Origin of the sequence: Pseudomonas sp. M5 (assembly GCF_016907075.1) — a bacterium.
GTDB classification, from domain to species: Bacteria; Pseudomonadota; Gammaproteobacteria; order Pseudomonadales; family Pseudomonadaceae; genus Aquipseudomonas; species Aquipseudomonas putida_E.
Window position 1 is genome coordinate 2,049,309 of record NZ_JAFBBH010000001.1, and the last position, 13,078, is coordinate 2,062,386.

The 13,078-nt window shown below is 60.5% G+C and carries 14 protein-coding genes; 9 read left to right on the forward strand and 5 right to left on the reverse strand.

Translation table 11 applies throughout. The features are described from left to right. Position 1: 1 nt before the first annotated feature. Positions 2–487, reverse strand: coding sequence for a Bkd operon transcriptional regulator BkdR (bkdR, locus tag JOE27_RS09250; RefSeq protein ID WP_012315571.1), 486 nt, complete (start codon positions 485–487; stop codon positions 2–4). A 197-nt stretch (positions 488–684) separates the two neighbouring features. On the opposite strand from bkdR, the gene JOE27_RS09255 reads away from it, so the two are divergent. Genes JOE27_RS09255 through lpdA form a run of 4 tightly spaced genes read left to right on the forward strand, consistent with a single transcriptional unit; the run spans position 685 to position 5,631 of the window. Beyond that, positions 685–1,917 carry a 3-methyl-2-oxobutanoate dehydrogenase (2-methylpropanoyl-transferring) subunit alpha gene (locus JOE27_RS09255; RefSeq protein ID WP_012315572.1) on the forward strand — a complete coding sequence of 411 codons (1,233 nt, stop codon included), beginning with the start codon at positions 685–687 and terminating at the stop codon, positions 1,915–1,917. A 1-nt stretch (position 1,918) separates the two neighbouring features. Then, positions 1,919–2,977: an alpha-ketoacid dehydrogenase subunit beta gene (locus JOE27_RS09260; RefSeq protein WP_012315573.1), complete on the forward strand. Its 1,059-nt coding sequence runs from the start codon at positions 1,919–1,921 to the stop codon at positions 2,975–2,977. Further along, positions 2,978–4,249 (forward strand): dihydrolipoamide acetyltransferase family protein, encoded by a 1,272-nt coding sequence (locus tag JOE27_RS09265; RefSeq protein ID WP_174142105.1) that lies wholly within the window; start codon positions 2,978–2,980, stop codon positions 4,247–4,249. A 2-nt stretch (positions 4,250–4,251) separates the two neighbouring features. Beyond that, positions 4,252–5,631, forward strand: a complete 1,380-nt coding sequence (gene lpdA, locus JOE27_RS09270; protein ID WP_012315575.1) for a dihydrolipoyl dehydrogenase — start codon at positions 4,252–4,254, stop codon at positions 5,629–5,631. 104 nt (positions 5,632–5,735) lie between these two features. On the opposite strand, the gene JOE27_RS09275 is transcribed toward lpdA, so the two are convergent. The 3 genes from JOE27_RS09275 to JOE27_RS09285 form a co-directional block, all read right to left on the reverse strand. Next, positions 5,736–6,458, reverse strand: coding sequence for a TylF/MycF/NovP-related O-methyltransferase (locus JOE27_RS09275; RefSeq protein WP_012315576.1), 723 nt, complete (start codon positions 6,456–6,458; stop codon positions 5,736–5,738). Next, entirely contained in the window at positions 6,455–7,321 is an 867-nt protein-coding gene (locus JOE27_RS09280; RefSeq protein ID WP_039602838.1) for a hypothetical protein, read from the reverse strand. The genes JOE27_RS09275 and JOE27_RS09280 overlap by 4 nt, the downstream gene beginning before the upstream one ends. Before the next feature lie 224 nt (positions 7,322–7,545). Next, a complete protein-coding gene (locus JOE27_RS09285) occupies positions 7,546–8,394 on the reverse strand; it encodes a phytanoyl-CoA dioxygenase family protein (RefSeq protein WP_204918588.1) in 849 nt (282 codons plus the stop codon). A gap of 116 nt (positions 8,395–8,510) precedes the next feature. On the opposite strand from JOE27_RS09285, the gene JOE27_RS09290 reads away from it, so the two are divergent. From JOE27_RS09290 to JOE27_RS09310, 5 genes are read left to right on the forward strand one after another with little or no spacing between them, the layout of a single operon-like run. Further along, positions 8,511–9,167 (forward strand): acetyltransferase, encoded by a 657-nt coding sequence (locus JOE27_RS09290; protein ID WP_204918590.1) that lies wholly within the window; start codon positions 8,511–8,513, stop codon positions 9,165–9,167. A 7-nt stretch (positions 9,168–9,174) separates the two neighbouring features. Beyond that, a complete protein-coding gene (locus JOE27_RS09295; protein WP_119687570.1) occupies positions 9,175–10,098 on the forward strand; it encodes a hypothetical protein in 924 nt (307 codons plus the stop codon). Beyond that, the gene (locus tag JOE27_RS09300; protein ID WP_119687571.1) at positions 10,091–10,870 is read left to right on the forward strand and encodes a TylF/MycF/NovP-related O-methyltransferase; all 780 of its coding nucleotides are present in this window, start codon (positions 10,091–10,093) and stop codon (positions 10,868–10,870) included. Before JOE27_RS09295 ends, JOE27_RS09300 begins: the two co-directional genes overlap by 8 nt. A 7-nt stretch (positions 10,871–10,877) precedes the next feature. Next, the gene (locus JOE27_RS09305) at positions 10,878–11,657 is read left to right on the forward strand and encodes a phytanoyl-CoA dioxygenase family protein (protein WP_204918592.1); all 780 of its coding nucleotides are present in this window, start codon (positions 10,878–10,880) and stop codon (positions 11,655–11,657) included. Between the two features lie 2 nt (positions 11,658–11,659). Next, complete coding sequence (locus tag JOE27_RS09310; protein WP_119687573.1) at positions 11,660–12,388, forward strand: class I SAM-dependent methyltransferase; 729 nt, start codon at positions 11,660–11,662, stop codon at positions 12,386–12,388. Positions 12,389–12,391: 3 nt separating this feature from the next. Here the strand turns inward: JOE27_RS09310 and JOE27_RS09315 are convergent, their stop codons facing one another. Continuing rightward, positions 12,392–13,075 carry a WbqC family protein gene (locus JOE27_RS09315; RefSeq protein ID WP_239539320.1) on the reverse strand — a complete coding sequence of 228 codons (684 nt, stop codon included), beginning with the start codon at positions 13,073–13,075 and terminating at the stop codon, positions 12,392–12,394. Between the last annotated feature and the right edge of the window lie 3 nt (positions 13,076–13,078).

Here is a 13,078-nt window from a genome sequence, read left to right on the forward strand (position 1 = left end):
CTCACTCGCGCAGGGTCATGCCATTGGACGGCAATGGCAGCGCCGTTTTATACCGCACCTGCTTCAAGGCAAAGCTCGACCGTATGTTCGCCACCCCCGGCAGTCGTGTCAGGTAATCGAGAAACCGCTCCAGCGCCTGGATGCTCGGCAACAGCACCCGTAACAAATAGTCGGGGTCGCCGGTCATCAGGTAGCACTCCATCACCTCCGGCCGCTCGGCGATTTCTTCCTCGAAGCGGTGCAGCGCCTGCTCTACCTGCTTCTCCAGGCTGACATGGATGAACACGTTGACATCCAGCCCCAGCACCTCTGGCGACAGCAAGGTCACCTGCTGGCGGATCACGCCAAGCTCTTCCATGGCCTTGACCCGGTTGAAACAGGGCGTGGGCGACAGGTTCACCGACCGCGCAAGTTCTGCGTTGGTGATGCGGGCGTTGTCCTGAAGGCTGTTGAGAATGCCGATATCGGTACGATCGAGTTTGCGCATGAGACAAAATCACCGGTTTTTTGTGTTTATGCGGAATGTTTATCTGCGCCGCTCGCTAAAGGCAATCAACTTGAGAGAAAAATTCTCCCGGCGTGTCACTACTATGTAATTGACGCTGACCTGCCAGTCACAAGCCGGTGATCAGCGGCGGCCGCTTCAGAGCTCACAAAAACAACATCCGAGCGAGCGTAAAAAGCATGAACGAGTACGCCCCCCTGCGTTTGCATGTGCCCGAGCCTACCGGCCGGCCAGGCTGCCAGACCGATTTTTCCTACCTGCGCCTGAACGACGCGGGTCAAGTCCGTAAACCGCCCATCGATGTCGATGCTGCCGACACCGCCGACCTGTCCAACAGCCTGGTCCGCGTGCTCGACGAGCACGGCGATGCGCTTGGCCCGTGGGCCGAAGACATCGATCCGCAGCTGCTGCGCCAAGGCATGCGCGCCATGCTCAAGACGCGGATATTCGACAGCCGCATGGTGGTCGCCCAGCGCCAGAAGAAGATGTCCTTCTACATGCAGAGCCTGGGCGAAGAAGCCATCGGCAGCGCCCAGGCGCTGGCGCTGAACCGCACCGACATGTGCTTCCCCACCTACCGCCAGCAGAGCATCCTGATGGCCCGCGACGTGTCGCTGGTGGAAATGATCTGCCAACTGTTGTCCAACGAACGCGACCCGCTCAAAGGTCGCCAACTGCCGATCATGTATTCGGTGCGCGAAGCCGGCTTCTTCACCATCAGCGGCAACCTGGCGACGCAGTTCGTACAGGCGGTCGGCTGGGCCATGGCCTCGGCGATCAAGGGCGATACCAAAATCGCCTCGGCCTGGATCGGCGACGGCGCCACGGCCGAGTCGGACTTCCACACCGCGCTGACCTTCGCCCACGTATACCGCGCCCCGGTGATCCTCAACGTGGTCAACAACCAGTGGGCGATCTCCACCTTCCAGGCCATCGCCGGCGGCGAATCGACCACCTTCGCCGGCCGTGGCGTGGGTTGCGGTATCGCCTCCCTGCGTGTGGACGGCAACGATTTCGTCGCTGTATATGCCGCCTCGCGCTGGGCCGCCGAACGCGCCCGCCGTGGCCTGGGCCCGTGCCTGATCGAGTGGGTCACCTACCGCGCCGGCCCGCACTCAACCTCCGACGACCCATCCAAATACCGCCCTGCCGACGACTGGAGCCACTTCCCGCTGGGCGACCCGATCGCCCGCCTGAAGCAGCACCTGATCAAGATCGGCCACTGGTCCGAGGAAGAACACCAGGCCGTCACCGCCGAGTTCGAAGCGGCCGTCATCGCCGCGCAAAAGGAAGCCGAACAATACGGCACCCTGGCCAACGGCCACATCCCGAGTGCAGCTTCGATGTTCGAGGACGTGTACAAGGAAATGCCCGACCACCTGCGCCGTCAGCGCCAGGAACTGGGGGTTTGAGATGAACGACCACAACAACAGCATCAAACCGGAAACCGCCATGGCCACCACTACCATGACCATGATCCAGGCCCTGCGCTCGGCCATGGACGTCATGCTTGAGCGCGACGACAACGTGGTGATCTACGGCCAGGACGTGGGTTACTTCGGCGGCGTGTTCCGCTGCACCGAGGGCCTGCAGACCAAGTACGGCAAGTCGCGCGTGTTCGACGCGCCGATCTCCGAGAGCGGTATCGTCGGCACCGCCGTGGGCATGGGGGCCTATGGCCTGCGGCCGGTGGTGGAAATCCAGTTCGCCGATTACTTCTACCCCGCCTCCGACCAGATCGTCTCGGAAATGGCGCGCCTGCGCTATCGCTCGGCCGGCGAATTCATCTCGCCACTGACCCTGCGCATGCCTTGCGGTGGCGGCATCTACGGTGGCCAGACCCACAGCCAGAGCCCCGAAGCGATGTTCACTCAGGTGTGCGGCCTGCGCACGGTGATGCCCTCCAACCCGTACGACGCCAAAGGCCTGCTGATCGCCTCGATCGAATGCGATGACCCGGTGATCTTCCTGGAGCCCAAGCGCTTGTACAACGGCCCGTTCGACGGCCACCACGACCGCCCGGTGACGCCGTGGTCCAAGCACCCGCAAAGTGCCGTGCCAGACGGTTACTACACCGTGCCGCTGGACAAAGCGGCCATCACCCGCCCAGGCAACGACGTCACCGTATTGACCTACGGCACCACCGTCTACGTGGCCCAGGTGGCCGCCGAGGAAACCGGTGTGGATGCCGAAGTGATTGACCTGCGCAGCCTCTGGCCGCTGGACCTGGACACCATCGTCGCGTCGGTGAAAAAGACCGGCCGCTGCGTGGTGGTGCATGAAGCCACCCGTACCTGCGGCTTCGGCGCCGAACTGGTAGCGCTGGTGCAGGAGCATTGCTTCCATCACCTCGAAGCGCCCATCGAGCGCGTCACCGGTTGGGACACGCCCTACCCTCACGCACAGGAATGGGCGTATTTCCCAGGCCCTTCGCGGGTAGGCGCGGCATTGAAACGGGTCATGGAGGTCTGAATGGGCACGCACGTCATCAAGATGCCGGACATTGGCGAAGGCATCGCGCAAGTCGAACTGGTCGAATGGTTCGTCAAGGTCGGCGATGTAATCGCCGAAGACCAGGTGGTGGCCGATGTCATGACTGACAAGGCCACCGTGGAAATCCCTTCGCCGGTCAGCGGCAAGGTGCTGGCCCTGGGCGGCCAGCCGGGTGAAGTGATGGCGGTCGGCAGCGAGCTGATCCGCATCGAAGTGGAAGGCAGCGGCAACCATGTGGATGTGCCGCAGGCCAAACCGGTAGAAGCCCCGGCAGCCCCAGCAGCCGCCAAGGCAGAACCGCGTGTCGAAGCGCAACCGGTAGCCAGCCCGGCTGTCTCGGCGCACACCGCCGCGCCGATCGTGGCGCGCCAGGCCGACGAAAAACCTCTGGCCTCGCCTGCCGTGCGCAAGCGCGCCCTGGATGCCGGCATCGAACTGCGTTACGTGCATGGCAGCGGCCCGGCCGGGCGCATCCTGCACGAAGACCTGGATGCATTCATCAGCAAGCCGCAGAGCCCTGCGGGCCAGGCGCCAGGAGGCTACGCGAAACGCACCGACAGCGAACAGGTGCAAGTGATCGGCCTGCGCCGCAAGATCGCCCAGCGCATGCAGGATGCCAAGCGCCGTGTGGCGCACTTCAGTTATGTCGAGGAAATCGACGTCACCGCACTCGAAGCCCTGCGCCAAGAGCTCAACAGCAAGTACGGCGACAGCCGCGGCAAGCTGACCCTGCTGCCATTCCTGGTCCGCGCCCTGGTCGTGGCACTGCGCGACTTCCCGCAGATCAACGCGACCTACGACGACGAAGCCCAGGTCATCACCCGCCATGGTGCGGTGCATGTGGGGGTCGCCACACAGGGCGACAACGGGCTGATGGTACCGGTGCTGCGCCACGCCGAAGCGGGCAGCCTGTGGGGCAACGCCGGCGAGATTTCCCGACTGGCGAGCGCCGCACGCAACAACAAGGCCAGCCGCAAGGAACTGTCCGGCTCCACCATCACCCTGACCAGCCTGGGCGCCTTGGGTGGCATCGTCAGCACACCGGTGGTCAACACACCGGAAGTGGCGATCGTCGGGGTCAACCGTATCGTCGAGCGGCCGATGGTGATCGATGGCCAGATCGTTATTCGCAAGATGATGAACCTGTCCAGCTCGTTCGACCACCGTGTGGTCGATGGCATGGATGCCGCGCTGTTCATCCAGGCTGTACGTGGCCTGCTTGAACAACCCGCCTGCCTGTTCGTGGAGTGAGCATGCAACAGACTATCGACACCACCCTGCTGATCATCGGCGGCGGCCCTGGCGGCTACGTGGCCGCCATCCGCGCCGGGCAACTGGGCATCCCCACCGTGCTGGTGGAAGGCCAGGCGCTGGGCGGCACCTGCCTGAACATCGGCTGCATCCCGTCCAAGGCACTGATCCATGTGGCCGAGCAGTTCCATCAGACATCCCGCTACACCGAGCCGTCCGAACTTGGCATCAGCGTCTCCACGCCACGCCTGGACATCGGCCGCAGCGTGGCCTGGAAGGACGGCATCGTTGACCGACTGACCACTGGCGTCGCTGCACTCCTGAAAAAACACGGGGTCAAGGTCATCCATGGCTGGGCGAAGATCCTCGACGGCAAGCACGTCGACGTCGATGGCCAGCGCATCCAGTGCGAGCACCTGCTGCTGGCCACCGGCTCGAACAGCGTCGAACTGCCCATGCTGCCGCTGGGCGGGCCGATCATCTCTTCGACCGAAGCCCTGGCCCCTCAAACACTGCCCCAGCATCTGGTGGTGGTTGGCGGCGGCTATATCGGCCTGGAGCTAGGCATCGCCTACCGCAAATTGGGCGCGCAGGTGAGCGTGGTGGAGGCGCGTGAGCGCATCTTGCCGACCTACGACAGCGAGCTGACCGCGCCGGTGGCCGAATCGCTGAAGAAGCTGGGCATCGCTGTGCACCTTGGGCACAGCGTCGAAGGTTACGACAGCGGTTGCTTGCTGGCCCGCGATGCTCAAGGTGCACAGCTGCGCCTGGAGGCCGACCGGGTGCTGGTGGCTGTTGGCCGCCGCCCGCGCACGCAGGGCTTCAATCTGGAAAGCCTCGAACTGAAGATGAACGGTGCGGCCATCGCCATCGACGAACGCTGCCAGACCAGCATGCGCAACGTCTGGGCCATCGGTGACGTGGCCGGCGAACCGATGCTGGCACACCGTGCAATGGCGCAAGGTGAAATGGTCGCCGAAATCATTGCCGGCAAGGCACGACGGTTCGAGCCCTGCGCAATTGCAGCGGTGTGTTTTACAGACCCGGAAGTCGTTGTGGTCGGCAAGACCCCGGAACAGGCCAGCCAGCAAGGGCTGGACTGCATCGTCGCGCAGTTCCCCTTCGCCGCCAATGGCCGCGCCATGAGCCTGGAGTCGAAAACCGGCTTCGTGCGCGTGGTGGCGCGGCGTGACAATCACGTGATCCTGGGTTGGCAGGCGGTTGGCGTGGCGGTTTCAGAGCTGTCCACAGCGTTTGCCCAGTCATTGGAAATGGGCGCGCGGCTGGAGGATATCGCGGGCACTATCCACGCTCACCCGACCCTGGGCGAAGCGGTGCAGGAAGCGGCATTGCGCGCGCTGGGCCACGCCCTGCACATCTGACACTGAAGCGGCTGCGGCCGATTTGGCCCGCAGCGCCCTCGGCGCTGCGGGCTTTTTTTCATTCGGCGATGCTGCATTGGCCTGCAGACATGCCGATGATCAGTTCAAACGCGGAAGTAGCCCACCGACGAATCGAACGGCAGGCGCTTGAGTTCGATCTTGTTCAGATCCAGCACGTCACGCAGCGCGGCAGTCTCGCCAGGGAAGTTGCGGTAGGCGACTTCGTCCAGCACCACGATCGCGCCTTTAGGCATGTAAGGCAGGAAAGTCTCCAGCGCCACCTTGGTGGACGAATACAGGTCCGTGTCGAGGATCAGCATGGCCACTACCAGATCGGGGCGGGTTTTCACAAAGGCAGGCACGGTTTCCAGAATGTCGCCCTTGACGATCTCGCAGCGCGGGATCCGATTGACCGGGCGAATCAGATCGTTGGCCTCGATCATGTCCTGAATCAGGGTCTCGTCGGTGTCGGAGAACATGCTTTCGTTGATATCGGCTGGATCCTGCTCGGCATCGATGCTGGCAAAGCCGCCGAAGGTATCGAAACCGATGATCGAACGGTTGATCGCATAGGGTTCCAGAATCATCGATAGCTGCATGTACAGCATCAACGAGTTGCCTTTGTATACGCCGCACTCGACGATAGCGCCCGGAATGTCCTGCACCATTTTGAACAGTTCGATGCGCGAAAGCGCAGCGGTCACGGCAATACGGTTGGCAAACACGAACGGCGCATCAGCCACGTATTGGGCATCGACACGGCTCAGCACGCTGGCGCGCTTTTCGTTGTACTCGACCTCGGCAGCAGTCAGACGACGCTTGGTCATGGGTTAACTCCCTGGAATTGCGAAAAGTCGCTGGCATTGAAAAAGTCTTTGAAGCCGGCCTCTGCATCCGAACAACCGTTGTCGACGTTCGGTGCACCGCGCTTATGCAGCAGGTCTTGCAGGTGGATCAGGCGAAAGTCCACGCTGAACCGTACCTTGTCGGTGAAGTTGGCTACGGTGCCGTGCAGATGGGCACCAGAGAAAATCAGCATTTCACCACTGTTGGCAGCCACACGCAGTTCGCCGCTGGTATCGATGTCTTCCAGCGGCACCGGGTGTACCCGGGTTTCTTCGGTGATGTTCTGCGAAGCCTTGTGCCGTTGCACATGGATCCAGTCATTGAGGCTCCAATCGGCGGAGCTGTTGCGCACCGGCCGCTCGAAATAGGCCGGGTTGATCATCATGGTCTGTTCGGGCTCGATGCTGTACACCGGCATCCAGGTATTCACCTGGCTTTCCACGCTGCCGTACCAGGTATCGCGGTGGGGCTTGTATGCGTAACTCACACCTGCATGCAGGTATTCGTAGTTGGGCACTACACGCACACGAGGCACGTCGAAGATATAGTCCTTGGGGTCGGCCCCAATCTCGCGAATGAAATCGCGGATCAACGCCTTGGCCTGCGGGCCATTGGTAAACTGCCGCTTGAGCGCCGTGACGCGCTCTACGAAAGTCTCCACCGGCATCATTTTGTGCAGCGACTGGTGGTCAGTTTCGCCATCAAAGGCGGCGGTGATGCTCTGCCGGGCCAATGCACACAGCTCATGTGCATTGCCAAGGCCGGTTTCCAGGAAGATATCACCCCTGAACAGCGAGCCCCGGTAGTCCGGCTTGTTCTTCACCTGATTGACATAAAAATTCATACTTGCCCCTTCAGGACCTCATTGAGACCAATGCCCACCACGAACTACGTCGACTGGCAGCGGTGCATGGATTGAAGCGGACGCAAGGCGACGCATCCAGCCGCTGAGGGCGGGAACTCCAACCACGGCGATACAGGTGCATTGCCTGTATCCAGTGCTTCAGTGATCGGCATGCCGGCAGGAAACTTTAAGCGTGCGTGCAGCCGATGCAGGCCATATGTCGGCTATTGGTGGCCTTCGCTGGCATACACGCCGCGTACCTGTTCCACGCTCGGAAAGTGCTCGGTAATCAACCCGCGCTGTATAGTCTTGTGCTGGGTGAACGGATACTCACGCTCGATGAACGTGGGCTCACTGGCATTTTCATAGCGCCCACTCACGGAAATCCGCAAACGTTCATCCCCTTCACGGGAAGACCGATGAATGGTGAAGTTCGACATCAAGCAAACGCCGCCCTTGCCGACACAGACAGGAACGAAGTCATCTTCCTTGAAGTGCTTTTCGTCGACCCTCAACACATGCTGTTCCTGGTCGCCGCTAAGCAGGCCCAGCAAATGGCTGCCGGGCATCACCTCCATGGTGAACAACTGCGGGTCGATGTCCATGAACGGGATCCAGGTGGTGATGGTATCCAGGCTGCCCTGGACTGAAGTCCAGTCCTGGTGCACGTCGAACCCCTGATAACCTCCCGGGATCACCAATTTTTTCGACATCAGATGCAACACAGGGGTGGTCTGGAACAACGGGGTGACGACGCCCAGGTCGGCAGCCGCGTCGCGCAGGCGCTCGGCGGTCATCAGCCGGTAGACGCCGTACAGCTTGGAGCACATGCGCAGCGTCGCCAGATAGAGAGGAACGCTCGCCCCCAGCAGTGCGGCCATGTTCAGGTGCAGGGCTTCAAGGGTAGGGCCACCAGCGACAGGCAGAGCCATGCGGTCCAACTGTTGGGCAAATGCCAGATTGAAGTGGGCAAGGGTTTCATCGAGATGAAGCGGGTCGAAAATGCCGTCGGCAACCAAGTAACCCTGCTCGCGATAAAAGTGGATTTGATTTCGATCAAGAATCTTTCCCATCGGCCCGGTGCCCTTTTTTGTTACGCAAGCGGAGGTGCTATCGTGGCCAGCAGTATACACAGCGTACGCTCAGCTCCGGTTGACCTGACTCATCCTCGAACACCCTGGATACCCTGATGCCAAAAGTTGTCATTTTCGGAGTGCTGGACACCGCCAAACTGGCGCACTACTACCTGAAAAAAGACCCTGCAGTGGACGTGGTCGGCTTTACCGTGCACGAACGCTACCTGCCGGAATCGAGAATGTTCGAAGGGCTGCCGGTGGTGCCTTTCGAAACCCTGCAGGACTATTTCCCAAGCACCCACTACAAGCTGTTTGCCCCCATGACCGGGCGCAAGATGAACCGCCTGCGTGAGTCGGTGTACATTCAGGGCAAGGAAAAGGGCTACGACTTCATTAGCTATGTCAGCCCCAATGCCACGGTGAACGACAACGTCATCGGTGAAAACTGCTTCATTCTCGAAGACAACACGCTGCAACCTTTCACCACCATCGGCAACAATGTGGTGATGTGGAGCGGCAACCACATCGGCCACCATGGCGAGATCCGCGACCATGTGTTCTTTGCTTCCCATGTGGTCCTCTCCGGGCATTGCCTGGTTGAGCCCTACGCCTGGTTCGGCGTCAACGCGACCATCACCAACAATTGCACCATCGGCGCAGGTACCTGCGTTGCCATGGGTGCGCTGATTTCAAAAGACACTCAACCCTGGCAGCTCTACATCGGCGCACCCGCGCGCGCGGTAAAGAGCAGTCAGGAACTGGATTTTTAGGTAGAGCATGGCCTGGAAAAAACTCGGTAGAACTTTCGACCCCGATAAAGACTGGGTCGGCTCCCACGCCCAAGTGCCCACCGCGCTGGTGCTGGACGATGTGATTCGGGTATTCATCTCCACCCGCAACAGCGCAGGCAAAAGCCTGTGCTACGCGGTAGACCTGGACAAGCAGGACCCGCGCACCGTCGTTGCCCGCCACCGGGAACCTTGCCTGGGTTTCGGCGCTCCCGGCACCTTCGATGACGAAGGCGTGATGCCCAGCTACGCCCTGAAGAAAGATGGCCGTACCTACCTGTACTACAGCGGATGGAACCAGCGCCTGACCGTGCCCTACCACAATGCCATGGGCGTCGCGGTTTCTGATGACGACGGGCTGCACTTCGAAAAACTGTTCGAAGGCCCGATCATGGATCGCACTGCAACCGAGCCCTACCTGGCCGTGACGCCCACCGTGCTGTTCGACCAAGGCCTGTGGAAGATGTGGTACGTGTCCGGTACACGCTGGCTGGAGGTGGACGGCAAATACGAGCCGTTGTACGTGATCAAGTACGCCGAATCCAAGGACGGATTCGAGTTCACCCGCTTCGCGCCGCAATGCCTTGAATCGCGCTTTGAGACCGAAGCCTTTTCCCGCCCCTGCGTCATCAAGGAAAACGGGATTTACAAGATGTGGTACTGCTCCCGCGCATCGCAGGACTACCGCAACGGCGCAGGCTCGTACCGCATCCGCTACGCAGAGTCGCCCGACGGCAGGACCTGGACCCGCCATGACGATGCGGGTATCGCACCGTCAGCCGAAGGCTGGGACTCGCTGATGACCTGCTACCCGTTCATCTTCCAGAGCGGCGAGCGCACCTACATGCTGTACAACGGCAACCGTTTCGGGACCAGCGGTTTCGGCCTGGCCCAGTGGAGTGATGATGAATAACGAACAGCTTCAAAACGAAGTCTACAAACTCGAATCCACCGCATCGGATTTGCAGTACGCCTTTCGTGACAAGTTGCGCGACATGTACCTGAACAGCCCGCTCTCTGACGACGACGTGCTTTTCAATATCGGCCTGTATACCCGCAGCTCAGTATTGGTGAAGTTCATCGTCTTGAGCGACCTGTACAAACGCTTCAAGCATATCCCGGGGATGATCTGCGAATTTGGCACCTGGTACGGCCACAACCTGGTGCTGCTGGAAAACCTGAGGGCCATGTACGAACCGTTCAACAAACAGCGGCAGATCGTCGGCTTCGACACCTTTGAAGGCTATTGCGCACCGGGTGAAAAAGACTGCAAGGAAAGCGGTGTGTGGGTTGAGAACTCCTACTCCACCAAAGCCAGCTACAAGGACTACCTGAGCGAACTGCTGCAGGTGCACGAAGGCAACAACGTGCTGGGACACAAGCGCGGAGTACATCAACTGGTTGCGGGGGACGTCTGTCAGACCGCGCCCGAGTTCTTCAAGAACAACGGCTCGGCCATCGTCGCCTTCGCCTACTTCGACATGGGTCTGTACGAGCCGACACTGGCAGCGCTCAAGGCGATCAAGCCACACCTGGTTTCCGGCAGCATGCTACTGATGGACGAGCTGACATGGGCTCAAGCACCAGGCGAAGCGCTGGCCTTCAAAGAAGTCTTCACCCCTTCCGAATACACCCTGGAGAAGTGCGAGCTGTACCCCTCCAAATGCATCGTCACGATCAGGTGAAGCGCCCATGATTTCCAGCGAGGTATTCGACCGGCGCATGGCGGAGCAAGGCTGGGTGATTTTCGAGAGCGCCATCCCGATCGCTATCGTCGAGCAGATGCGTGAAGACATCCACAAGGCCTATGCAATCTGCCGCGACTACCAGATCAAGAACGGCATCGATCAGGACACCAGTTACACCGTGCACCACCTGATCGGCCAGTTTGGCAGTTTTCTCGATTGCCTGAAGGCCTACCCTATCTATGCCTTCATCGAGCGCTATTTCGGTGGGCAGTTCATCCTCAACTCCTATGGCGGGGCCATCAACACCCGCGACAGCCAGTCTTACGCCCAGCGCGTTCACCGGGATATCCGTTCTTTTTCCGGTGATATGCCGTTGCTGCTGAACACGCTGGTGATGCTCGACGACTTCACCGCCGCCAATGGCGCGACCTGGATGCTCTCCGGTTCGCACAAGGCCGAAGCCAAGCCGACCGACGACTATTTCATGGCCCACGCCGAACAGGCTATCGCCCCGGCCGGCAGCATCCTGATGTTCAATTCCAATGTCTGGCACGCCGGCGGCAGCAACGTTACCGACCGGGTGCGCCGCTCGGTCACGCCGATGTTTTCCAAGCCGTTCATCAAGCAGCAATTCGACTACCCGCGGGCCCTGGGTTATGACCTGGGGCCAAACCTCGGCCCGATGATGCGCCAGGTCATCGGCTATAACGCGCGGGTACCCGCAACGCTGGACGAGTGGTATCAGCCACCGGCCAGGCGCATGTATCACTCCAACCAGGGTTAACCATGTCACGCGACCTGAACACCGAGTACCAGGACACGGAAAACCGCCTGTACGCCTACGATTTCGACTACATCCACCGCGACTACATGCTCAAGGCGCTCAACGGGCAGTTTCGCCCTGGAAATGCGCTGGAAATGGGATGCTATCACGGCGAGTTCACCAAAAAGTTGCTGCAGGTCTTCGATGACGTGACCGTGCTTGAAGGGGCCACCGACCTGATCGAAGTCGCCCGCAAGAACGTTGGCGATGCGCGCGCAACATTCATCCTGGGTCGGTTCGAAGACACTACCCTGGAGCGTCGGTTCGACAACATCTTCCTGATCCATACCCTCGAACATCTCACCGAGCCACAGCCGGTACTCAAGAAGATACGCGAGTGGCTGGCGCCGGGCGGCCGGCTGTTCATCGTCGTGCCTAATGCCAATGCGGCGTCGCGGCAGATCGCGGTGGGCATGGGGCTGATCGATTTCAATGCGGCTGTTACCGATGGCGAGCGCAAGCACGGCCACCGTTGCACCTACAGCCTCGACACCCTGGAGCACGAGGCGTTACAGGCCGGTTTCCAGGTGACCCAGCGCGGCGGCATCCTGTTCAAGCCGATGGCCAACTTTCAGTTCGATGCAGCCTTGCGTGCCGGCATCATCGACCAGGCGTTCTTCGAAGGCTGTTACAAGATGGGCATGAAATACCCGGACCTCACTGCGAGTATCTATGTAGTCTGCCAGGCTTGAACCTCAGAGGTAATCGTAGGCCGCCAAGTGCGGCCCGATGCCCTCGGCGCCGACCTCCATCAGGGCATCGATGATCGACAGGTACGGTGTGAAACCCTCGCAGCGTTGGCGATAGGCCAGTACCCGCATACCGATGAAACGCAGATCTATATTGGCGTCGGCGAACCTCTCCGGCTCATAGAGCGAGCGCCCGCCCTGGGCATTGATATAGCAGGTTGCACCTTCATGGCGGCAGATATCCAGAATCCGCGCCTGCGCCGTAAGTTGAGCGTTGCCGTAGACCTGGCTGCTGGTAACGAGCCGCGTCGTTTGGCCCATGAAGTTGGCCAACACCTGAATTTGATGACTCAGAAAACCCGCGAGGTTGTTGTCTTCGTGCGCCAGAATACGCTCGACCACTGGAAATACCTGATCGAAACAGGGTGCCTTGCGATAGGCCATTTCCACGCTGCGTAGCATGCGTCGTTGCCACTGAGCAGCAGGTGCAATTTCTATTTCGTTGATCTTGCGGTTTTGCGAGGCCTGCAACAACGGCAGCGTGATCATCCCTGGCGCCCCGTTGATCAGGATGCGATTGCGGTTGATCCACCCCCGCGTGATGAAGTTCACGTCATCGTAGACCACGAAGCAGTCTGCGGCCTTCAATAGTTGCCAGTAGCCAATGTAGGGAAACAGGTACGGCTGCATGAT